We start from the raw sequence: 20,489 nt of genomic DNA, 5'->3' as shown, positions 1-20,489 counted from the left end.
AGCGATAGCGATGGCCAACCCGCGGGACCCTGAGGTCGCGAAGATAGTCTACCAGCGTGTGCTCAACAAACTAGTGTGCAGGAAGTGCGGCGCCCTCAACCCACCTGGCGCTAAGAAGTGCAGGCGCTGCAAGAGCAAGAACCTGAGGCCCAAGAGGCTGCTTGCGGGCATAAAGAAGGGCTAGCCGCCTGGTTTCTCCCCCTCGCCGCCTGGCTCCTCCCTGGTTCTCTCGAGCACCCTCCTCGCGCCCTCGACTACATAGAGTATTGCCTCCCTCAGCTTCCGCGCGTTATCAACATAGTCCCCGGGGAGATCATAGACTACCGTTATGAAGCCCTCGTAGTCCAGCGCATACTTGTACGTGGTGCTAGTGAAGTTCTCCTCGAGCAACACCCGGAGCCCCCTCCCTGGTGGGCTCCACGTCTAGCGGGGCCGCGACCCGGACTACGCCGGTATCCCCCTCATAGCTCACCACCACCCCTATCCTTTCGCCCTCCCTCGCAGTATACTCCAGGACCAGGCTGCCCTCAACCCTGCTATAGGAAAGGCCCAAGGCTCTAACGTAGACCTCTAGGTCCGACATGCTGCGTACCATGCTCACAACCCCGGGCTAGGTTATGGGCTCGGGCTGTAGCCCGCGGCTCCTCAGTATATTCTCCACCAGTCTCACTGCCTCGCTGAGGGTGCGCTCTAGGCTGGCCCGCACCGAGGCGCCCGCTGCCTGGGCGTGGCCGCCTCCCCCGCCGCCCAGGCTCCTCCCCAGGGGCTCCATTATGTCGCGGCCCAGCTGTATGCCGAGCTTCTCCACCACGCCTCGCTTGGCCCTACCCACTACCCTGGTCTCCGAGCCCCTCTCGGACACGATTATCACCATGTCAGCCCCGAGGTCGAGAATAGCGCGTGCGACGCTAGACTCGTAGGCGCCGACATGGGTGAAGGCCACTATGTAGTCGCCCGCCCTGACTGCATGCATCCTCTTGGCCCCCTTTATCCTGGCTATCCTCTCCGGCAGCTCCATGGGGGGCGACTGTAGGGCCTGTAGCACCCTCTCGAGGCTGGCTCCTGCCTCGAGCATCTCCGCCGACACCCTGAGCGTGCGGGCACTCGAGAGTATGAAGTGCCTGGTATCGTAGACTATCCCGGAGAGGAGCAGCTCCAGGTGCTCCCTGCCCAGCTCCACGCCGAGCACGTGGACGGCCATGAGGTATACTAGCTCGGAGGTTGCGCGGGCCGAGGGGTCGTGTATGGCCAGGGCTGCGCGCTCGACAAGCTTGTTGGAGGAATGATGGTCTATAACCACCAGCATCACGTTGAGAGCAAAGTTGGCCAGGTCCCCCAGCTGCTCCGGCGAGGCTGTATCAACCACTACGGCCATCGCCGACTCGTCAGGCGCTTCGTCCTCCACGTCGCCGGGCTCCTTGCCTAGTATGGCCTGGACCACCCGCTTGCTAGCCTGGCTAAGCCCCTCGGGGAGCACTAGCCGGGCGTCGTAGCCGTGGCGGCGGAGGATCTCGCGCACTACATAGGCTGAGGCGAAGGCGTCGGGGTCAGCGTTACGGTGGGCTGTAACCACTATAGGTGTGCCGGCGGAGCTAGCCAGCTCCAGCATCTTCCTCGTCTTCTCCTTCAGCTGCTCTAGAGCGTAGCTGCTCGTAGAGCCATCGCCCCGCCTCGTCAATAGCCTCAGCCACCACCTCGTCATAGGATAAGGGGGCTATCAGCCTACCCGTGACACGTACATCGATGTAGACCTTTAAGCTCCTCCCGTTAGGGCTGAGCTCGCCCTCAACTATGACGTCCATCTCGTCTAGCCGGCGGCGCAGCCTCCGCTCAAGAGCCTCAGCTATGACCCTCTCCACGCCGGAGAGGAGCCTCTCGAGCTCCTCGGGGCTCAGCGGCTTCTTCTCGAGCCCTACGCTGACCACACGGGCCATGACGGCCGATATCCCCTGGACCGGTGCGTGTTCACCGCTGAGGGGCCTGCCGGCATGCCTCCACGGCTCCACCCCGGGGGAGGCGCGGGCGGGGACGGGCTCTGCGGTGCTTAAAAACCCGGGGCTGTGGAGGGGCTAGCCGCCGGCGCCGCCCTGCTTGCCTAGGGTTAGGTGGGCCTGCATCTGTTTTATCTCCCCAGCGAGCTTGTCCAGCTGCTTCTTAAGCTCGCCCTCCTGCTTCTTTAGCTTCTGGAGCCTCAGCTCCAGTATCTCGAGCCTATCCTTCAGCTCCTGGATGAGCTTCTCTCTGTCCACGCGCACGAGTATACCGGCCTTCATGCGGTAGACAGGGGCGCCCTCGCCCGCTTCCTCGAGGAGCTTGAGCACCTTCTGGGTCTCAGCTATCTCGCTCTCCACCGCGACGCGCTCCTGGGCTATCCTAGTGTACTGGGCCTGGAGGCTCTGTAGCCGGGCGAGCTTGTTCTCGATCTCCGGTGGCAGCCGCTGGGCCACAGCTATCCACCTACCGCTTCAACCGCTTCAAGAGCTGCGGCGGCGAGGCTAAGATAAGCGTTTACTAGCGTCCTAGCGGAGGATAGGTCGCGCGCCTCCAGGCATATCTCGAGCACGCTGGGCCCCGCCCGCACCACCACCCTGCCCCGGCCAGGGTCCGGGGGGTTGCGGGCCTCCGTCTCCAGCGACCTAGCCAGGGCTTTGGCCAGCTTCTCCGAGAGCCCCCTCAGCCTTATGCAGCCTGACACCCGTGTCATAGTCCACGACCCCCGCTATGCGGAGTAGGGGGCCGCAGGCACGGCCCGTGCTGCAGCGGAACTCCACCTCCGCCAGGCTGCGGCTACCCTCCCTGACAACGGCTACCACGTCGAACCTGGCAAGCGCCTCCTCGTAGTCTAGCGCTACGCGGGCCAGGAATGCCCTGGAGAGCAGGTCCGCCAGGCTGTGGAGGGCCTGGCCGGCGGAGGGGGCTACGTGGACCCCGAGGCTACGGGCCCCGTAGGCCCTTTGAGCTCCTGGGGTCTCCCGGGAGAGGCGCACGCCGCGGAGCAGGATCCGCGCCATGAGCCGCAGCTCCATCTCCGGGGGCTCTAGGGGCTGGTAGACGTTAACAGTGCCCGGGTTGCCCTTCCAGACGGAGACCACTATGACCCTCTTAGCGCCTCTCGCAGCGGCCTCGTAGTAGAGGTCGCGGAGCGTGGCCTTCCCCCTGGTGAGCCTCTCAGCCCCTGGCAGCACCGACACCAGGTCCTTCACGAAGCTCCTCACACGCTGGGTAGGCCGGTGGGATGTTGTCACGAGTATGAGGCTCCTGCCGCCGGGAGGGGTACCGGTGCGCGCCACGACGCTCCCCTTAGGAGATGCCACCCGTGCTGGAGGGGCGGATGAACCCTGTAGAGCCGCTGCCCAGGAGCGGAGGCCCCGCTAAAGCCCCGGGAGGCCGGGTGCCACGGGGCGGCTAGTCCTCGCGTATAATCACCTTGGGGAAGGTCTTGCTCAGCCCCGTCCTGGGCACGTAAGCGCCGCCCGCCCAGACGGCGCCGCACTTGGTGCAGGTCCACACGCCCACGCTTATCCTCTTAACGTGCCCCCGGGTGCCGCAGAAGGGGCACACGTGGTCTGCATAGCGGCGCTCCATGACGTCCTTCCAGCGCTTCCTCAGCGTGGAGCCGTAGCGCGGGCCGAACCTCCCCGCGATGCCTACAGCACGCGTCCGCCTAGCCACTGCCCAGCCACCCACCATGCCGCTGGCAAGCCCAGGGTTATAAGACTATAGAGGAGCGCCTAGGCCGCCCCTACTCACTCCTCGTACTCTTCACCGCCCTCCCCGCTCTCCTCAGCAACCTCCTGGACCTCAACAGGCTCCTCATGCTCCCTGTGCACTGCCGGCTGCGGCCTGGCTTCCCCGCCGCCCTGCTCGCCTAGCTCCCTCTCTAGCTTGGAGCGGTAGGGGAGCACCATATCCTCCAGGGCCTTCTGGTAGACGGGGGCCTTGTTGAGAGCTATAGAGGTGGCCGTGAGCACCTCACGGTATGACAGGTCTCCCATGCCCGTCTTCTGCATGCCGGCTATCCTGCCGTCCTCGCTCACCGCCACCACGAGCCTTGTATCAGCCACCTGCTCCTCCTCATAGGTTGGGTCAACCAGCAGCTTCCCGGCGATCTTGGCAATGGTTACCGTGACCACCCTATGGTTTATGGGGACCAGGCCAGTGAACCTGCTGCGGTCCACACGGTATCCATCTTCGGTCTTCACCGCCGCCGGGAGCCTAGCGGAGAGAAGCGCGGCCATAGCGGCCAGCATTGATGCGTCGAACAGGTTACCGTCGTGGTTCAGCACGTATATGTCTACGTAGAGCCTCCAGACATGCTTGCCGGGCTCCAACACGAGCTTGTCGAGAGCCACCGCCTTTATCTCGCGGAGGCTCCGGTCCACAACACGAGCCAGCTCTATCGCATTCTCATCCGGCGGCCCCGGCTCGAAGGTCGGAGACGCCAGCGGCACGAACTCTGCATGGACCACCAGCACGCCCTCATTAGGCGTATCGGGGAACGGCGCCACTATATCGGTCTTAACACCGGCAAGCACCACTGTCTGCCCAAGCTTCACCAGCGCCGAGCCCTCTGCACGCTCCACGTAGCCGGGCACTATCTCTATCTTCCTTACCTCGTCCAGCTTACGGCCGTCGAGCCGGACGCCGCGGGAGAGAAGCGTCTCCATAGTGTAGCGCTTTAGCTTAGGCACCACCGGCTGCGCAGATGGGGTCACGCTCACTGCCCACCGCCCTCCTGGACCGCCTCGGCATACTTCCTACGGAGAGCCTCCTTCTGAAGCTTGTATATTGCATGGATGCCCTTACGGGCAAGCTCCATTGCCTTCACAAACTCCTCATGAGTGAGGACGCCATTGAGCTGGAGGAGCAGGACCTTATCCAGGTTGGGTGCCATGGCCACAGGCATGTCTGCCTCGGCGTAGTTGTCCTCTATCTCGTCTATATCCAGCACCAGCACCCCGTCAACCTTACCCACGGCGACACCGGCTACGAGATCACGCATAGCTATACCCGCGTCGGCGAGAGCGAGGCTGGCAGCCGTTATCGCAGCCGTCCTCGTGCCCCCGTCGGACTGGAGAACCTCCATGTAGACGTCTATAGCTGTGCGCGGGAACAGCTCCGTAATGACTACGGCCTCGAGCGCTTCGCGTATAACCTTGGAGAGCTCTACCTCCCTGCGGGTCGGCGCAGGTATCTTACGCTCCTCGGTAGAGAACGGCGCCATATGGTACCTGCAGCGGATAATAGCCCTGTCGGGAAGCGCCATGTGGCGCGGATGCGCCTCCCTCGGCCCGTAGACCGCTGCGAGCACGCGTGTGCCGCCATACTCCACCAGGGCGGAGCCGTCAGCATTGCCTAGCACGCCGACCTCCATCCTTATCGACCTCAGCTGCTCGGCCAGCCTGCCGTCATGCCGGACGGGCACCCGCTGCCCATCCCGCTCCTCCCAGCGTATGAGGACGGGTCTCTCGCCTCCACCACCAGCCATGGCCTATACACCCCTACGGGCTCTTTCACTGCGTATAAACTCCCGGACCCTCTCGGTCAGCCCGCTTGTATGGGCCTCCGCCTCAATCTTCTTTATAGAGAGAATAACTATCTCCTCCAGGTCCTTGTTAGGGCAGTTAACAAGTATACGGCCATTCTGGCCAACGACTATCTCGCAGCCAGACTCCCTCATAAGCATGTTTACCATTGAGCCCTTCCTGCCGATAACGCGGGGAATCCTGCTGGGCTTAATCTCAACAATGGAGCCCTCCACCACGCGGCCCAAGCCCTTCCCCTTAATGGTTAGGAGCGGGTCCCTGGCACGGTCAAAGGCCACAACCTTAGCCACTATATAGTCGCCGACATCGAGGTACCTCTCCAGGCTGTCCACGGCAGGGTTAAAAGGCCTATCTAGAACCTCCTGCACCGTCAAGATGCCCTTGTAGGGGGATGCTATGTCGACCTCCCAGTGGGTCAGCCCAATATCCTTGACCAGACCTATGACTATGTCGCCGGGCCTCGGTATATAGGCGCCCTCTAGCGGGATTATCCCTATCTTGTACTTCCCGTCCTCGAGCTGCTGCACAGACACCAAGCCGGCTATTGTGGCGTAGTAGGTGTTGCCCTCGCGCTCAATATATATGGAGTCTACTATCACATCATTTCCCTCAGCCAGTACGTCACCGGGCAAAACTATCGACTTGGGTTGAACATATATGCGCGCCACGCTACACCACGCTCACTACCTTGACATCAACGTTACCACGGGTGAGCTTGTTTAGCTTGTCCATAACCTCCTGCTGCAGCCCAGCCGGGATCTCCAGCTCGGCCACGAGGCTGCCGTCACTGCGCCAGTCCATATGTTTTACCTCTCCAAGCTTGGAGAGAGAGCCGGCCACACGGCCCGAGTACTCTGGAGGCACTACGATGCGCAGCAGCGCCTTGGCTATCTTGATCGGGATTATCCGGCTTATGGCGCGCACTATCTGCTGAGCCTGCTCCTCGACGCTCTTAAACGGGTCTACGCCGACCCTCGCCTGCTCCATAGCGGCTTCTATCCTAGCAGGGGGTATGGGGAGCTTCGTCTGCGGGTCAATGGCGTTGCGCGCGATGTAGTTTATGATCTGGCGGCGCTTAGCCTCTATGAGCCTCCTGCGCTGCTCCGCCGTGAGCTGCAGCTCGCCCCGCTTAACTATCTCCGCAGCTATCTTCACGACATCGTCTGTCCCGAAAACCTTGCGGAGAAGATCGGGGGAGGCTCGGAGGCCGCGGCGGAGATCGGTGTAGACGGCGTCGCTTATAACGAGCTCCTCAAGGTTTACCTGCCTACCCTGCTTATACTCGAAGGCTAGCTCAGGGTTTACGAGGACCTCAAAACGCTTGCCGCCGACTTCAAGCCTCGCGACGACTGGTTCGTGCTCGCCCTTGCTGCCCCGGCGCGTCATAGCGGCTAGGCACCGAGTTTTTCTAGGAACTTCTGGAGCTCCTCTTTAGACAGTTTTCTGAATTTCCGCGTCTTGGCCTCTACTACGCCGACCTCCAGGGTCTCGGTGGACGGCTTGCCCTCCATCACGGTTGTGACCGCCTTCATGCCGAGCAGTATCGCCTCCTCCAGGCTCATATCGTCGCGGTACTCCTTCTGGAGCACCTCCACTGCCTGGCTACCGCCCTGGCCCAGGCCGTGGGCCTTGTAGCTTATGTACTGGCCGCTCGGCTCGGCTACGTAGAGCTTGGGCCCGGCCTCGTCCACGCCGGCTATCATAAGTGTCACTCCGAAGGGGCGCACGCCGCCGTGCTGGGTGTAGACCTGCATCAGGTCGCACACCTGACGGGTCAGGTACTCGACGGGTATGGGCTCACCGTAGACGAACTTGTACTGGACGGCTAGCAGCCGGGCGTAGTCTATCAGCACGCGCCCGTCGCTCCCGAAGCCAACGAAGCCTGCGCCTATGTGCTCGTCGACCATGTACACCTTCTCCAGCTGCCCTATATCTATGAGGGGGCTTGTCTTCCTCTTCTCAGCAACTATCACCACGCCCTCCGCGGTCCTCACGCCCACCATCGTCCAGCCGCGCTTGGCAGCCTCCATAGCATATTCTACCTGGAAGAGGCGGCCGTCAGGCGAGAACATTGACGTGGAACGGTCGTATCCCATCATCGCTGGCGGCGCAGGGAAGGACATACCTGCATCGACCCTCCAGGCCCTTGGGGCAGCATGTCTACACATAAAAAGCCTTATCTGGCACGAAATAGCTGGCCGAGATACGCTTGGGCCGGTGAAGACGAGTCCGAAAACCGAGCAGCCTAGAGGCGCTGGCTGATGCGGAGTCTTCTCGCCCCAGAGGCCCCGCGCGGCGCTGTTTATACCCAGAGGGGCACGTTATCATACTCCCGGGCCTCTCGGGTGCCGCCGGGCCCCTGACTGCCCCGCAGGCCCTCTGGGGCCTCTGGGGTGAGGGGGCTCTGCGCGCCGGAACACCCATACCATGCAGCTCCTCACGCTCGGCCTAGGCCTCCAGCCGCGCGCAGGCCCTCCGGGGGCGGTGATGACCGCGTCCTTCGTGAAGAGCGCTGCGATGACCTTGAGGCCCCATTGCTGAGCATGGGCTGCGCGGGGGCCAGGGGGTATGGCTGGCAGGGGCTCCGGCGCCGCGGGCGGGTGCTGCGTGCGCTGAGGAGGCTGGCCTCTAGGAGAGGCTGCGCTACGCTGGCGGAGCTGGCGGCGGAGACGAGGCTGGCCCCGAGCGAGGTTGAGGAGGCGCTGACGGAGCTTGAGGAGAGGAGGCTAGTAGTGGTGTCGGGGAGCCGTGTCTGCTACACGGGTGGCGGCTGGGAGGAGGCTGAGACGGGTAGGGAGCTGCGCAGGGTCCTGGAGGCACTGGCCTCCAGGAGGAGTATCATTGCCTCGGTGAGACGGGCTGTGCTTGGCCCGTTCCACGTGGTTATAGCCTCTAGGAGGGACGGTATAGTCTACGTCATCCTCCCCGTGGAGGGTAGAGAGCCGCCGGAGAGGCTGGTGGCCTGGGCGAGGAGGCTCGCGAGGCTGCTGCGCCGGGAGGCAGAGGAGGGCTGCCAGGATCTCCCCGGAATCGGGGTCGAACCGAGGCTCCTGGTGCCCGTGCTCGCCTCCGACTATGGGGCGCCGAGGATTATTGAGGGCGTGGCCTACAGGCCTGCAGCCAAGCTGCTGGAGCTGGCCGCGGAGCCGGAGACGCTCCTCTCGGACCCCATGGCCAGGTTCTACGAGTGCAGGCGCAGGGCTAGACGAGGGGAATCTCAATATATTGCCTAGTGCTCTGCTCCACCACGCTCTCAACCTTGGCGTACTCCTCTGCGAGCTTCCTGGGGCTGCCCCGGGTGGTGGCCGGGCCGCTGGCTAGGCGGCAGTACTCCCTCGTCCTGGACGCTTCCTCATAGACCCCTATCCGCCTCGTAAGATCCACTATCTCCTCCTTGTCCAGGCCGGCGAGGGGCCGGATAAGCGGGACCCGTAGGGGCCTGGCGCGGGCGAGGGCGCTGAGGTTCTTCAGCGTCTGGCTCGAGACCTGGCCCACGCTCTCCCCCGTGTAGAGGGCGTCGTACCCCAGCTCCAGGGCCATCTTCTCCGCGGCCACGTACATGGCTAGCCTGAGGACGAGCTGGGCGTAGCTACGCTCGACGAGGCCCGCTATAGCCCTGGTGACGGGGCGGAAGTCGATGGCGTAGAGCCTTGGCCGGTAGCCGTAGAGCCAGGAGCCGGCGAGCCGGTAGCCCACACGGAGCGCGTCGCCGAGCGAGGCGGGGCTGGCGAGCACATAGTGGAGCAGGTCCACCTCCGCGCCCCTCTTAGCGGCCATCCAGGCCGCCACGGGGGAGTCGAGGCCGCCGGAGAAGAGGGCGAGTACCCTCCCCTCAACACCCACGGGGAGGCCTCCGGGGCCCCTCCGCGTCTCCCGGTAGACGTAGGCTCTCCTGCCCCGGATCTCTACATGGACCTCCACTTCGGGGTTCTCCAGGTCTACGCCGGCGGAGAGCGGGTAGAGGGCGGCGCCTATCACCCTGGCAGCCTCGAGGCTTGTGAAGCCCTCAGCCCCGCTCCTCCTGGCGCGGACGGCGAACTTCTTCCCGCGCACCCAGTCCCCGGCTATCTCCCTGACACGCTCAGCCAAGTCCTCGAGCACCTTATACTCTACCACGTGAGCCACCGTAGCCCAATGGACCCCGAAGACCCTGGTAAGCGTATCCACAGCCTTCTCTAACTCTCCGTCGCTGCAGCCGGAGACGTAGAGGCGGGCGGCGTGTATCCACACCCTCCTACAGCCGACGCCGCTCCTGGAGAAGGCATCCAGTATGTTCCTTATGAGCCTCTGCTCGAACCTAGGCCTAGTCCTCTCGGACTTGAGGACTATCTCGCCTGAGACGCTGGCGAGAACAACCCTATCCTCCATGGCGCGGTCCCGGAGGCGGCCGGCTCCGACAAGGCAGGCTGTCCAGATTTAGACCATTAATAGTTAGGCCATTAATAGCCGCGGGGGCTAGCAGCTGCAGCCTGCACGCTGCTTAAGATGAACCCTCATTAAATCCATGTTGTATGCGTCTATTATTATCATGCGCCCCTTGCTGACCTCTCCCACACCGGTGATCAATTTCATAAGCTCGGTCACGGCTATTGAGCCGACGAGCGCGACCACGGGGCCCACTGCAGGTATCTTGGCCGGAGTCTTGAGGGAGGGGGGCAGGAGGCAGCGGAGGCAAGGGGTCTCGCCGGGGACAACAACTATGACCTGGCCCTGGAGCCCGTAGACCCCCGCGTGTACAAAGGGCTTACCTCTCCGGTAGGCGGCCCTATCGAGTATGAACCTTGCCTCCCAGTTGTCGAGGCCGTCTATAACGTAGTCGGCCTCGGAGACGAGTCCATCCACGTTGTCCTCGGTTATACGCTCGGATACAGCTACTATCTCGACATTGGGGTTGAAGCGTCTAAGCTTCTCGGCGGCGGCTATGGCCTTTGGCCTACCTAGGTCATCCACCGTGTAGAGCACCTGACGGTTGAGGTTGGACTCGTCCACCACATCGCCGTCCACAAGGACTAGCTTCCCTACACCGAGCGCCGCCAGGTAGAGGGCCTCGAAGGAGCCCAGGCCGCCTACCCCAGCCACCAGCACGCTAGCCTTCTTCAACCTCTCCTGGCCCTCGACCCCGAATATCGGTATCTGCCGCTCGTAGCGGAGAAGCTCGGAGGGCGAAAGCAGTGAATTGCTCCTACCCTCGACGTCCACAGCGCATCTCTCCCCCAGAGCGATGCTTAGGGGCGTGCAGCTGGAGCCGGGAGCCTCACTACTGGGCACAGGTAATGGGGGTATTAAGGAGCGGCGCAGCCGGCTCACCCTACGTCGCAGCGGTCGGATCGTCGTGAGATCTTCATCCGGGTGGGCCGCTCTGTCTGGGACGGCGTCCTCATCCCGCAGCCCCTGCTGGCGGCGGGCAATCGTTAATTCTAGTTACGCCCGGTGGCCGGGGCAGGGCAAGGCTCTTGGCAGCGCTGCTGGAGCTTCTCGGGCCCGGGGAGCGGGTGGAGCTAGTGGTACAGCCGATAGCGTCTATCGAGAACCATGGGGTGCTGCCGCTGGGCTCGGACCTGCTGATAGCCAGGTGCGTGGCTGAGAGGCTGAGGCTCCCCCGGGGGGCGGCTGTAGCCCCTCCAATACCGTACTCGACAGCAATGGAGCATGAGGGGTTCCGCGTATCCCTATCGCCCGAGACATTCATACGCTACCTCGTCGAGGCTGGCTCCTCTATCCTCCAGGGCGCCCGCAGCCTCGTGTTCGCTGTGTTCCACGGAGGCGCCTTCCACGCCGCCTACCTGGCTGCCAGGGTGCTCCGGGGCCGCGGCCATGACGCCTACCTCTTCAACTTCTGGGATACAGTCTCCAGGGCCCTCGGCAGGGAGGCGTTGATCCACGCGGACTGTGTGGAAGCGAGCATCCTCCTAGCCTGTGGCCACTCCAAGGGCGTCAAGCCGGTAGAGGAGCTGGGGGAGGAGTGCCTCCGTAGCTCGCCTGGGTTCCAGCCCTGGGTGGCTAGGGACGTCCCCGGCATCTACCCGGCTGAGCCCGTCCCGGCCTCGAGGAGGCTTGGGGAGAGGCTGCTCGGAGAAGCGGTCACCCGGCTAGAAGAGCTTGTAGAATCGATACTGGGGCGCCGGAGAGCCTCTTCACCAGGGTGACCCGGAGCGAGCCGCTCCACTGGGCCTCGGGGAGCGCAGCCGCCAGGAGCCTGTCTGCGGGGGCGCCTTCCTCCACCGCCGCCGCCTCCAGGCCGAGGAGCCTAGCACAGTCCAGGGTGGCTGCCCGAAGGAGTGTCTCGGCCAGGGCCTCGGCGCTGCTTCTGCCGGGCGAGTGGGCGGCTATGTACGCGAACGCCATCTCCTCCGCAACCCTAGGGGGTACCCAGGCGGCGTTATCGGTGCCGAGCGCCACCATGGTCTCCCTGGCCAGGGCCGGGATGAGGCTTAGCGCCGGGAGCCGGCCCAGGTGGTACATGTTGGAACGGGGGCAGAAGACCAAGCCTATCCCGGCCCTGGCCAGCTCCGTCAGCTCCTCGGGGCTCAGGTAAGTGAGATGGATGGCTGCGGAGGGCCGGGTCTCGAGGACCAGCTCGTAGTCCCTGGAACGGTAGAGCTCAGGTGTCTCGGATACGTGCACGTGCACGTGGCCGCCTATGCGCCTCGCCTCGCCGGCGAGCTGTTTAAGCTCCCAGGGGGCGAGGTCGAGGGCCGTGTCCAGCCCGACGCCTCCCACCTCGCGGAGGAGCCGGCTGTAGGCCTCCAGGCTCTTCGACTCCGGCTGGGCCAGTATCCTGGCCGAGGAGCCGGGCGCGGACATTATCTTCCTGACCAGCTCTACGCCCCTCGCCCCCAGCTCGGCGTAGACGCCGGCGTACAGCGCCCCCTCCGATGCAGCGCGGGCGGCGACCGTGGAGGCCCTCTCAGCTATCTCCTCGTCGCCTAGGCTGGAAAGGAGCCGGTACTTCAGCCCCGTGGGCAGCTCCACCAGCTCGTTGAGAGGCAGCGTCTCCCCGGCCTCGGCTATAGAGGCGTCGAGTATGTGGAGATGAGCGTTGCAGAGCGCTGGGAGGACGACAACCCCCGGGAGCAGCCGTCTCGAGGGGCTGCAGCCCTTCCCCAGGCCTCTTACCACGCCCTCGTCGTCCAGGTCTATGCATGGCCTGCTCACTGGCTCGAGCTCGCCGCCGGCTAGGGCGGCCAGCACCTCCACCTGCACACTCTTACTCGATGTAGACCGTCTCCCCCTCGTACTGGGCCTCATCAAGCGCCCTAAGCCTCCTCACTAGCTTGACGGCGGCCTCCACTGAGCGGCGCGCATAGTCGTCGACGCGCTCAAGCGCCTGCATCCTGTTCATCCCGGGGCCGGAGATTCCGAGGGTGACAGGCTTCCCATACTTCTCCGCGAGGTCCATGAGCTTCCTGGCTATCTGATGCGCTATAACCTCGTCGTGCTTGGTGGCGCCGGTTATTATGGCGCCGAGGGCCACGACAGCGTCTACATCGTCCTTGCGAAGCAGCTTCTCAACCAGGAGGGGCATATCGTAGGCGCCCGGCGCCCTAGCCACATAGGTTACCGTGGCCCCGAGGAACTTGGCGTGGCTGAGCGCGCGCTGGAGCATAAGGTAGGTGACATCGTGGTTGAACTCGGACACCACTATAGCCAGCCTCACTCCCTCCCCCGCAGCCACTCTCAAGACACCCCGAGGCTAGGCGCTACGCCCGAGGATTTTAAGGAGGAGCCCAGGGGTTACCATGTTATCGGGCCTGCGTCTGGATAGCCCTGCCTCCTCCCCGTCCCGGCGCGCTCGGTGAGAACGTCGGGGCGGTAGAGGAGCAGGTAGAGGTTCTCCGCATGCTTCCGCGCCCGGTCAACGGCTATCCGGTATAGCTCCTCCTCGCTCTCGGCCTCGTCCTCGTGGACGGTTACATCTATTATATGCTTCTCGAGCTCGAGCTGGACAAGCTGCATGGCCAGGCTGTAGACCCCGTAGCTTATCTTATCGTTAAGCGTCCTGCCCACCCAGCCGAAAACCATGCCTGCATCACAGTCCTCCTTCTTCATCAGCCTCTTGATCTCTACTGGTATGTCCTTAATACCCGGCACGGTGCGGCGCACTATCCTGGCGCCCGGCATCAGGTTTAGGAGCACGTCTATAGCGTGCCTAGCCATGTCAACCCTGGCAAAGGTTGTATCTACAATACAGATCTTCACCAAGCCTCTCCACCAGGTCTATTATCTCGCTACCCTCGACCAGGGGGATCCCCTTTTCCCTGGCGAGTCTCCCTGCCTCCTCAACGCTGAGGACATCCCCCTTTGAAAGCATCTCCACCACTACGACTGAAGGCGTCATCCCAGCCAGCATTGCCAGGTGGAGGGAGAGCTCCGTATGCCCCCTTCTCTCGCGGAGCCTACGGCCCAGGAGTATGGGCACGTGGCCGGGCGCCACGAAGTTCTCCAGGAAGTAGCGGCGGGCCTCCCCCACCCTGCCATCCACAATCATCGAGAGCACCCGGTCCAGCTCCCTTATAGTGGTGGCTCGGTCGCGGTCCCGTATACCGGTCCTCGCGCGCACGCTGTTAACCCATATGGAGAAGGCTGGCTGGTCGCCGTACCCCAGGGTGCGGCTGGCCAGCGGCGCCAGCTCCGGTATACTTGCTATGATCTCGTAGCCGTAGCGCAGCCCGAGGAGCCTGCCGGCCTGGAGCGGCATGGCGTAGCAGATGAGGCCTCCCGCTAGCATCCGCATCTCGTAGATGTGGTCCACTGTAACCCTTGAGGCATGTATAACGTAGTCTACCTCGTTCTCGCGGGCCTCGTCATCGTGGACTAGCACTGGGAGGCCCCTGCGGAGAGCCTCGAGAGCCTCATCCAGGCTGCCCGCCAAGACCCTGCATGCACCCCGCGGAGAGCCTTCTAGGGCGCGTGGGCTCCCTGGAGTTAGCAGCGGCCCGGGCTCCTGAGCGCTGGCTTTTCCCCGGGCCCGATTATGTAGAGGCTGAGGTCCCTCCTACTCCTTATCACGGATAACGCGTGGGCGGCGCGGGCGAGCGCTTCCCTAGGCGACGCGGCGACGCCGACACCGAGCTTGTAGCCTCCGCCATCTATGAGCCTCTGGACAAGCTCCAGGGCTTCTTCAAGCTCCTCCGCTGGTGCAAAAACTACCAGGTTGTCGCCGCCCAGATAGCCCGGTATGTAGCCCCTGGGCAGAGCCTTCTCCACGAGCCGGGCGTGAAGCTTCGCAACCTCGGCGAACGGGGTTATGAAGCCCTTGCGGAGTCTCTCCGAGCTGACACCGTTCATGTCTATATGTATCGCTGCCACTTCCGAGCCGGGCTCCTCCGGCTCCCCGTCAAAGACTACACCCGGCTCGAGAGGGGGCATGCTCCAGCCGGGGCGGCTGGTGCTGGTAACCCTAATGGCCACGGGGACCGGGGACTCTCGGGACATGGCCTTGTATAGGCTCTCCACCGCCCTGAGGGGCACACCGTTCAGCAGCGCGATCATTATATCGTGGCTGGCCGGGATGACGTGGCCTCCATGCAGGGCTGCAGCCTCCACGGCGGCCCGGTATATGGCGGCCTGCCTCCCCTGGATGGCCCACTCTCTGTCATAGCCTAGGCTCTCGGTCCACTCCCTGTACCCTAGCAGCGCTATCACACCGACCAGCAGCGGCATTCCCGTTCACCACTCGTAGAGCTGCTCAGCCCTCGTTGTAAGCCCTCTAAGCTTCTGGGAGAGGCAGGGTTCTATGTAGGGCCCGGAGGCAGGGGGGCAGCAGGTAGACTCCACCCGGTAGGCTGCATGGACGCAGTTGCCGCAGGGGCATTTCTCCATGCATACTAGCCTCAGCCTGGGGGACTCGCTGGTTGTGGCGAAGCCCCGGGCCTCTGGATCGTCGACCACGCTCCTCCCCGCGGCGAATACGTAGGGGGTGTAGGTTACCCTAAGCTCGTCCACGAGGCCCTCCCTTAGCATGCTATAGTTGAGCACTCCCCCGCCCTCGACAAGCAGCCGGCGGACACCGTACACTGTCACAAGTATCCTCATGGCCTCCCCGAGGTCAATGACGCCGTCATCCCCGACTAGGTGGACGCGGGCCCCACGGGACTCTAGGCGCCTAATCTTCTCAGGGTCACGGGTGGCCGTGAACACTATGACCGGCGGCCCCGGCTCCCGGAGGAGGCGTAGATCCTCGTGGATCCGAAGCCGCCCGTCAACCACCACCCGGTAGTACCGGTCGCTGCGGGGCTCGAGCCTCTTCCTGAGAGAGGGGTTATCTAGCAGAACGGTGGACGCCCCCACCATCACCGCCTCGGCGGCGCCGCGGAGCAAGCGGAGCCTCGTCAAGTCGTAGCTGCAGCTCAGCATGCTGTAGCCTGTTGAGGATGCTATCCTCCCGTCGACGGTGGCTGTCGAGAATATAACCGTGTATGGCCGTGCACCCACAGCCCTCATACCTGCCTCCGCTTGTCAGCTGCAAGAGCCTGCTTAGCCCTCTTTATAGTGCCGCTAGTCCTCACGGGGATTATCACCGCGCGTCGGCCCCCAACGCGCCTCACGAGCCCGAGAGCGGCCAGCACCAGGTACTTGGTGTCATGAGATGCTCTGAGCACCCCGGCGGCTCTCTCGGGGTCGTAGTAGACTAGCTGGAGCCGCGAGAGGGCAACTGTTAGCTGGCCTGCCAGCCTCTCTACGGCCCTCTTCACCGCTTGCTCGACCTCCTCGGGCGAGGGGGGCTCATCGCCCTCGTAGACTATGTAGAAGGCTATGTAGCGGCGCCGCCTCTTCCTACGCAACCTCTCCAGGAACTCCTCGGCCTCCATGCTCTGGAGCGCGTAGCTGGCAGCCTTCAGCACCCTGTCCATCTCCCTGGATACAGCCTTCAGCCTCTCCTCAAGCATCCTATACCGGTCCTCAAGGCGCCTCCTCCAGAGGCTACACCATGCCGCGAGCCCTGCCACCAAGGCGGCGAGAGCCGCTGGAGCGGCGAGGGAGGGGTCCAAGGCCTACGCAGCCCCGCTGGCGTCGAGGCGCCTAGCCTTAGCGTTCACAACAGCGGCCGGGTATCCGGTTACCGCGAGCCTGGCCACAAGCTCTGGCAGCCCAAAGGCTGCCAGGAGAGCCTGCACCACGCGGGGGTGCCACATCTCCCACCGGGTCCTAGCACAGCTAGTGACGGTGAAGGGGGCCTCGTAGGCTGCGGCCCTCCTAGCTATGATCATGGAGCCGCGGAGCCCGCCGCGGGGGTCACCGCCATGGAGGAGGAGGTGGAGCTGGATCTCCACCGCTGCGCCTCCCTCGCGGAGGAGATGCGCCTGGCTCTTATCCATGTACCTGGCCATGCCCGGCGGCAGCACTACTAGGGCAATACGAGGATGCCTGGCCGCCAGCCGTGCCGCCTCAGCAGTCCTGGGCTTCACCGCCACAAGGTCAAAGCTCTGAGCAAGCCTCCTGACTAGGCCCACCGCCTTGCTCCAAGACTCGGCCTCTACCGTGGCGCGGGTGAGAGCCTCGATACCCTCCTCCCGGAAGATCCTGGCGTATTCCCTGGCGTGCTCAGGGTCCCCCGCCTCTACAGCGACGACCCTATACCCCATGACGCCTGCCATAGATGCCATCTCCGCCGCGTCTTTAGAGCTGCGCGGCCTTAGGCATAGGTCTATGTACTTCAAGCCTTAAGCCCCAGCTCCTCTAGGGCTTTGAGAGCCTTCTCTGGGCTCGGAGAGCCGCGGAGCGTTATCACCACGTGGACCACGTCGTCGCCGTCGTGGAGCCTCAGCTCGCCCAGGAAGGCGTCCTGCTTGCTGAACCTTAGGTAGAATTTCCCCTGCCTCTGGTCGTAGCGGTTCTCCAGCATCATTGCCAGTATTCTCCTGCTCTGCTCATCAAGCCTCCTGGCTAGGCCCCGGACAAACTCCTCCGCGTCCCTTCCCTCGATTCTCGCCACGATCCTTGTTATCGGGTTGTTGTAGTGGCCCTCCACTGTACGGGTCTCGAGCTTCACCCTGCCTCTGAGGCCTTCAGGAACAATATTGAGCACTGCCTGCTCAACTCTCTCCACATCCTCCGTGGCATGGGCATGGGCTGCTATCTCTACTCTGATAACCCTTGTAGGCATACCCATCTGCTTCTACGCCTCCAAGCGGCCAGGGCCCGTGGCTAGAGCGCTAAGCTGCCTGCCGGGATCCTCCAGGCACCAGCCCTGTAGGGGTAAAATCCCTCAGTAACCCGGGAGAGGCCGGCAGAGGGAAAGTGCGGGAGAGAGGCTAGCGCACGCAAAAACCTGCAGCAGCCCGCGTAGGAGGCTACTGGAGGTCGCCGCGGTGGTACTTCTCGCGTATCTCGTCGGGGGCAATGAGCCTGGCGCCGCGGTGGGCCTCGTGGCGCTTCTTGAGCCTGCGCTCCTTCTGCTTCTTCTTCCACTTGTACTTGTGGGTGCCGCGTAGCCCGCGTGTCTTCCGGAGCCCGCGCATCTTCTTGCCAGCACTGGTGAGGCCGCGGAAGGCGCGGCCACGGTGCTGCTTCTCACATATCCATCCCAGGTCCTTGTCCCTGCAGACGGCGGGGTGGCTACGGTCTACAAGTATGACCTCATACCACTTGTACTTGCCATCCTCCGCCACGTAGTAGCTATTGAGAACCTCCATGTTGGGATACTTCCTGGCCGCACGCTCCTCCGCGATGAGCCTCGTAGACTTGGCTGGGGCGTAACCGTAGACACCCATCCTCTTGGGGCGGCGGCCCTTATTGGGCCTAGGCCTGTTAAGCCCGCCCTTGCGGACGCGGACCCTGACCACTATGATGCCCTGCTTGGCCTTGTAGCCGAGGCTCCTTGCCCGGTCGAGCCTGGTAGGCTTCTCTATCCTTACCACGCTGGGCTGCCTGCGCCACTCCATTAGGCGGCGCCTCCATAGCTCGGCCAGCTCCGGTACCTCGTAGCGCTGCTTCCACGTCTCGCGGAGGTAGTGGTAGAGGCCGCGGGCCATCGCCTATCCCTTCCCGTCCTTAATAGCCCAGAGAGTGGCTAGGCCGTATACCCTGTTAAAAACACTACAGCCCCGCTGCCCTAGAGGGGGTGAGGACCTGCCCGCATGGCCGAGCCGGCCCGGGGGCGCCGGGGCCGGGGTGGCGAAAGGGTACGCCCCGTCCGACCCTTCCTAGCCCCTCTTGGCGGCCGCCGCCACGATCTTTATCACATCGTTATCCTGGAGCACGTAGTCCTCCCCTACACGGATCTTAGTCTTGACATTGATAGCGTAGAGGAATGTCCTCCCCAAGTCGGTGTGGATCATGTAAGCTAGCTCCCTGGCAGTGGTGCCGCGGGGGACGAGGTAGGCGTCGGGGAGTATTCTCCCACGGGAATCGCTATACTTGTTAGCATCCTCAACAGGGTACACGACAATCATGTCTAGCAGCTCCAGGAACGCCCTGTTTATAGCGTCCTGGACCCCGGTGGAGCCCCATTTGCGGAGAACCCTCTCCCGGATATACTCGAGCGCCTTGAGCTGCTTCTCCGAGAGCCTGGACTCGTCGACTATATGGAAATCGCTGTCGCCCGGAACATACTCTATGAGACCGGCGCGGGCGGCCCGGCGGAGAGCCAGCTCCGCCGCCGCGCTGGTAGGCACCACTATGTAGTCTCTCAGCTCGCTTCTCATCCTCCTTATGTTGTCCTCCGCCTCCGGTATATCAGCCTTGTTAGCCGCTATAAGCATTGGCTTAGACCTCCTCACAGCTGTTGCAAATCTGCGCAGGTCCTCCCTCGTCCAGGAGGTTAGCTTCTTCCCCTCAAGCCCGCTGGTCTTCAGGGCTTTCTCGACGTGGCTTCTCCCTATACTGAGGCCGCTCAACCTCTGAGCGAGCGCCTCTACAACGCTGACACCCGTGGTCGAGACCTTCATAGCGAAGCGGTCCCAGCCATCGAGTAGTATACCGTATATCCACTCGTCCAGCTCCCTCTCTAGCCAGCGCACCTCCTCGACGGGGTCGTAGGTGCCTGGAGGCACGGGGTTCCCTGCGGCATCGGTGGAGCCCGAAGCGTCTACCACAAGTATTATCGCGTCAGCCCTCCTTATCGCATCGAGGAACCTGTTGCCCAGGCCCTTGCCCTGGTGAGCCCCGGGGATGAGGCCTGGTATGTCTATGAGCTTTACCGGGATGAAGCGCCACCCGTTGATGCAATAGCCGGTGGCAGGCTCGCAGCGCGGCAGGCCGAGTTCTACGTGGACGCAGCGTTTCCTCACGTAGCCCACGCCTGTGCTCGGCTCTAGGGTGACGAAGGGCCTGTTGCCTATATCCACTGTGGCCAGCGTGGCGGCTGCGAAGAAGGTTGACTTGCCCACGTTTGTCTTCCCTACTATGCCCGCCTGCCTCTCCGGTGGAGGCATGGCCTCCCGCTGCACCCTCAGGGCGACGTGGCCGCTAGAGTCTAAATTGATGTTCCGGCTCCCCAGGGAGCCCTGAGAGGAGCAAACTGAGCCGGCGGCATAGATAGAGCTGCGGGGTAAATAGGGCTGGGGGTCTAGTAGTCGCCTACTATCTCCTCGTCGCTGAAGAACACTTTGTACTCGCGTTCGAAGGATTCCCTGCTATCGCTGGCATGGATCACGTTGGCTCCTATGTCGAGGGCGAAGTCCCCACGTATGGTGCCTGGCGGAGCCTTCCTGCCGTCGGTGGGCCCTATCATAAGCCTCACAACCTCAACAGCGCTGTCGCCCTCGAGTATCATAGCCACCACAGGGCCGCTTGTTATGAAGTCCACGAGCTCCTCGAAGAACGGCTTGCCCCTGTGTACCTCGTAGAGCTTCTCCGCCTCCTCCCTGGTGAGCCACTTCATCTTCAGCGCCTTTATCTTGAGGCCCTTCCTCTCGAACCTGGATATTATCTCCCCGACTAGGCCCCTCTTGACGCCGTCAGGCTTTATCATTACGAAGGTGCGCTCCACCGCCAAGGCTG

At 63.3% G+C, this 20,489-nt stretch carries 30 protein-coding genes; 3 read left to right on the top strand and 27 right to left on the bottom strand.

The features are described 5' to 3' along the window. The first annotated feature begins 10 nt into the window (after positions 1-10). Positions 11-184 carry a 50S ribosomal protein L40e gene (locus CF15_RS00920; RefSeq protein WP_058370121.1) on the top strand — a complete coding sequence of 58 codons (174 nt, stop codon included), beginning with the start codon at positions 11-13 and terminating at the stop codon, positions 182-184. Here the strand turns inward: CF15_RS00920 and CF15_RS00915 are convergent. The 13 genes from CF15_RS00915 to psmA all read right to left on the bottom strand — a co-directional run bounded on the left by CF15_RS00915 (position 181) and on the right by psmA (position 7,669). After that, a complete protein-coding gene (locus CF15_RS00915) occupies positions 181-390 on the bottom strand; it encodes a hypothetical protein (RefSeq protein ID WP_058370120.1) in 210 nt (69 codons plus the stop codon). The two genes, CF15_RS00920 and CF15_RS00915, sit on opposite strands and share 4 nt — an antisense overlap. Then, complete coding sequence (locus tag CF15_RS00910) at positions 368-595, bottom strand: hypothetical protein (RefSeq protein WP_058370119.1); 228 nt, start codon at positions 593-595, stop codon at positions 368-370. The genes CF15_RS00915 and CF15_RS00910 overlap by 23 nt, the downstream gene beginning before the upstream one ends. A 15-nt stretch (positions 596-610) precedes the next feature. Continuing rightward, positions 611-1,678 (bottom strand): DHH family phosphoesterase, encoded by a 1,068-nt coding sequence (locus tag CF15_RS00905; protein ID WP_058370118.1) that lies wholly within the window; start codon positions 1,676-1,678, stop codon positions 611-613. Next, on the bottom strand, positions 1,593-1,934 hold the full coding sequence (locus CF15_RS00900; protein ID WP_058370117.1) for a hypothetical protein: 342 nt from the start codon (positions 1,932-1,934) through the stop codon (positions 1,593-1,595). The genes CF15_RS00905 and CF15_RS00900 overlap by 86 nt, the downstream gene beginning before the upstream one ends. A gap of 135 nt (positions 1,935-2,069) precedes the next feature. Continuing rightward, positions 2,070-2,447, bottom strand: coding sequence for a prefoldin subunit beta (locus tag CF15_RS00895; RefSeq protein WP_058370116.1), 378 nt, complete (start codon positions 2,445-2,447; stop codon positions 2,070-2,072). Between the two features lie 2 nt (positions 2,448-2,449). Beyond that, the gene (locus CF15_RS00890) at positions 2,450-2,695 is read right to left on the bottom strand and encodes a KEOPS complex subunit Pcc1 (RefSeq protein ID WP_058370115.1); all 246 of its coding nucleotides are present in this window, start codon (positions 2,693-2,695) and stop codon (positions 2,450-2,452) included. After that, positions 2,637-3,290 carry a Brix domain-containing protein gene (locus tag CF15_RS00885; RefSeq protein WP_236698072.1) on the bottom strand — a complete coding sequence of 218 codons (654 nt, stop codon included), beginning with the start codon at positions 3,288-3,290 and terminating at the stop codon, positions 2,637-2,639. The genes CF15_RS00890 and CF15_RS00885 overlap by 59 nt, the downstream gene beginning before the upstream one ends. Before the next feature lie 115 nt (positions 3,291-3,405). Then, positions 3,406-3,672 carry a 50S ribosomal protein L37ae gene (locus tag CF15_RS00880; protein WP_058371313.1) on the bottom strand — a complete coding sequence of 89 codons (267 nt, stop codon included), beginning with the start codon at positions 3,670-3,672 and terminating at the stop codon, positions 3,406-3,408. Between the two features lie 74 nt (positions 3,673-3,746). Beyond that, positions 3,747-4,694 (bottom strand): exosome complex protein Rrp42, encoded by a 948-nt coding sequence (rrp42, locus tag CF15_RS00875; RefSeq protein ID WP_236698071.1) that lies wholly within the window; start codon positions 4,692-4,694, stop codon positions 3,747-3,749. 23 nt (positions 4,695-4,717) lie between these two features. Then, the gene (rrp41, locus tag CF15_RS00870; RefSeq protein WP_058370113.1) at positions 4,718-5,488 is read right to left on the bottom strand and encodes an exosome complex exonuclease Rrp41; all 771 of its coding nucleotides are present in this window, start codon (positions 5,486-5,488) and stop codon (positions 4,718-4,720) included. Positions 5,489-5,491: 3 nt separating this feature from the next. After that, on the bottom strand, positions 5,492-6,178 hold the full coding sequence (gene rrp4 / locus CF15_RS00865; protein ID WP_236698070.1) for an exosome complex RNA-binding protein Rrp4: 687 nt from the start codon (positions 6,176-6,178) through the stop codon (positions 5,492-5,494). Between the two features lie 37 nt (positions 6,179-6,215). Further along, on the bottom strand, positions 6,216-6,932 hold the full coding sequence (locus CF15_RS00860; RefSeq protein WP_058370111.1) for a ribosome assembly factor SBDS: 717 nt from the start codon (positions 6,930-6,932) through the stop codon (positions 6,216-6,218). 5 nt (positions 6,933-6,937) lie between these two features. After that, complete coding sequence (psmA, locus tag CF15_RS00855; protein ID WP_058370110.1) at positions 6,938-7,669, bottom strand: archaeal proteasome endopeptidase complex subunit alpha; 732 nt, start codon at positions 7,667-7,669, stop codon at positions 6,938-6,940. A 477-nt stretch (positions 7,670-8,146) separates the two neighbouring features. On the opposite strand from psmA, the gene CF15_RS08710 reads away from it, so the two are divergent. After that, positions 8,147-8,779, top strand: coding sequence for a helix-turn-helix domain-containing protein (locus CF15_RS08710; protein WP_168371189.1), 633 nt, complete (start codon positions 8,147-8,149; stop codon positions 8,777-8,779). On the opposite strand, the gene CF15_RS00845 is transcribed toward CF15_RS08710, so the two are convergent. After that, on the bottom strand, positions 8,748-9,914 hold the full coding sequence (locus tag CF15_RS00845; RefSeq protein WP_058370108.1) for a tRNA sulfurtransferase: 1,167 nt from the start codon (positions 9,912-9,914) through the stop codon (positions 8,748-8,750). The genes CF15_RS08710 and CF15_RS00845 overlap by 32 nt on opposite strands. Before the next feature lie 87 nt (positions 9,915-10,001). Then, complete coding sequence (locus CF15_RS00840) at positions 10,002-10,745, bottom strand: HesA/MoeB/ThiF family protein (protein WP_236698068.1); 744 nt, start codon at positions 10,743-10,745, stop codon at positions 10,002-10,004. A 254-nt stretch (positions 10,746-10,999) separates the two neighbouring features. On the opposite strand from CF15_RS00840, the gene CF15_RS00835 reads away from it, so the two are divergent. Further along, complete coding sequence (locus tag CF15_RS00835; protein WP_058370107.1) at positions 11,000-11,692, top strand: creatininase family protein; 693 nt, start codon at positions 11,000-11,002, stop codon at positions 11,690-11,692. Here the strand turns inward: CF15_RS00835 and CF15_RS00830 are convergent. The 12 genes from CF15_RS00830 to ndk all read right to left on the bottom strand — a co-directional run bounded on the left by CF15_RS00830 (position 11,628) and on the right by ndk (position 20,484). Beyond that, complete coding sequence (locus CF15_RS00830) at positions 11,628-12,794, bottom strand: amidohydrolase family protein (RefSeq protein WP_083494394.1); 1,167 nt, start codon at positions 12,792-12,794, stop codon at positions 11,628-11,630. The genes CF15_RS00835 and CF15_RS00830 overlap by 65 nt on opposite strands. Further along, a complete protein-coding gene (gene ribH, locus CF15_RS00825) occupies positions 12,754-13,221 on the bottom strand; it encodes a 6,7-dimethyl-8-ribityllumazine synthase (RefSeq protein ID WP_083494577.1) in 468 nt (155 codons plus the stop codon). The genes CF15_RS00830 and ribH overlap by 41 nt, the downstream gene beginning before the upstream one ends. A 59-nt stretch (positions 13,222-13,280) precedes the next feature. Beyond that, positions 13,281-13,748: a riboflavin synthase gene (gene ribC, locus CF15_RS00820; protein WP_058370105.1), complete on the bottom strand. Its 468-nt coding sequence runs from the start codon at positions 13,746-13,748 to the stop codon at positions 13,281-13,283. Then, entirely contained in the window at positions 13,705-14,418 is a 714-nt protein-coding gene (locus tag CF15_RS00815; RefSeq protein WP_168371187.1) for a 3,4-dihydroxy-2-butanone-4-phosphate synthase, read from the bottom strand. Before CF15_RS00815 ends, ribC begins: the two co-directional genes overlap by 44 nt. 53 nt (positions 14,419-14,471) lie before the next feature. Further along, a complete protein-coding gene (locus CF15_RS00810) occupies positions 14,472-15,209 on the bottom strand; it encodes a GTP cyclohydrolase IIa (protein WP_058370104.1) in 738 nt (245 codons plus the stop codon). A 6-nt stretch (positions 15,210-15,215) separates the two neighbouring features. Further along, a complete protein-coding gene (locus CF15_RS00805; protein WP_058370103.1) occupies positions 15,216-15,989 on the bottom strand; it encodes a dihydrofolate reductase family protein in 774 nt (257 codons plus the stop codon). Beyond that, positions 15,986-16,537, bottom strand: coding sequence for an Rpp14/Pop5 family protein (locus CF15_RS00800; RefSeq protein WP_058370102.1), 552 nt, complete (start codon positions 16,535-16,537; stop codon positions 15,986-15,988). The genes CF15_RS00805 and CF15_RS00800 overlap by 4 nt, the downstream gene beginning before the upstream one ends. 3 nt (positions 16,538-16,540) lie before the next feature. Next, entirely contained in the window at positions 16,541-17,206 is a 666-nt protein-coding gene (locus tag CF15_RS00795) for an RNase P subunit p30 family protein (protein WP_058370101.1), read from the bottom strand. After that, positions 17,203-17,652, bottom strand: a complete 450-nt coding sequence (locus tag CF15_RS00790; RefSeq protein WP_070807796.1) for an RNA-binding domain-containing protein — start codon at positions 17,650-17,652, stop codon at positions 17,203-17,205. Before CF15_RS00790 ends, CF15_RS00795 begins: the two co-directional genes overlap by 4 nt. 187 nt (positions 17,653-17,839) lie before the next feature. Then, positions 17,840-18,520: a 50S ribosomal protein L15e gene (locus CF15_RS00785; RefSeq protein WP_058370099.1), complete on the bottom strand. Its 681-nt coding sequence runs from the start codon at positions 18,518-18,520 to the stop codon at positions 17,840-17,842. Between the two features lie 171 nt (positions 18,521-18,691). Further along, a complete protein-coding gene (locus CF15_RS00780) occupies positions 18,692-19,921 on the bottom strand; it encodes a redox-regulated ATPase YchF (protein WP_058370098.1) in 1,230 nt (409 codons plus the stop codon). A 134-nt stretch (positions 19,922-20,055) separates the two neighbouring features. After that, on the bottom strand, positions 20,056-20,484 hold the full coding sequence (gene ndk, locus CF15_RS00775) for a nucleoside-diphosphate kinase (protein WP_058370097.1): 429 nt from the start codon (positions 20,482-20,484) through the stop codon (positions 20,056-20,058). Positions 20,485-20,489: the final 5 nt, after the last annotated feature.

The organism is Pyrodictium occultum, assembly GCF_001462395.1.
Lineage (GTDB): Archaea > Thermoproteota > Thermoprotei_A > Sulfolobales > Pyrodictiaceae > Pyrodictium > Pyrodictium occultum.
Note: the sequence above shows the minus strand (reverse complement) of the source record. Positions and strands in the feature narration are given on the sequence as shown.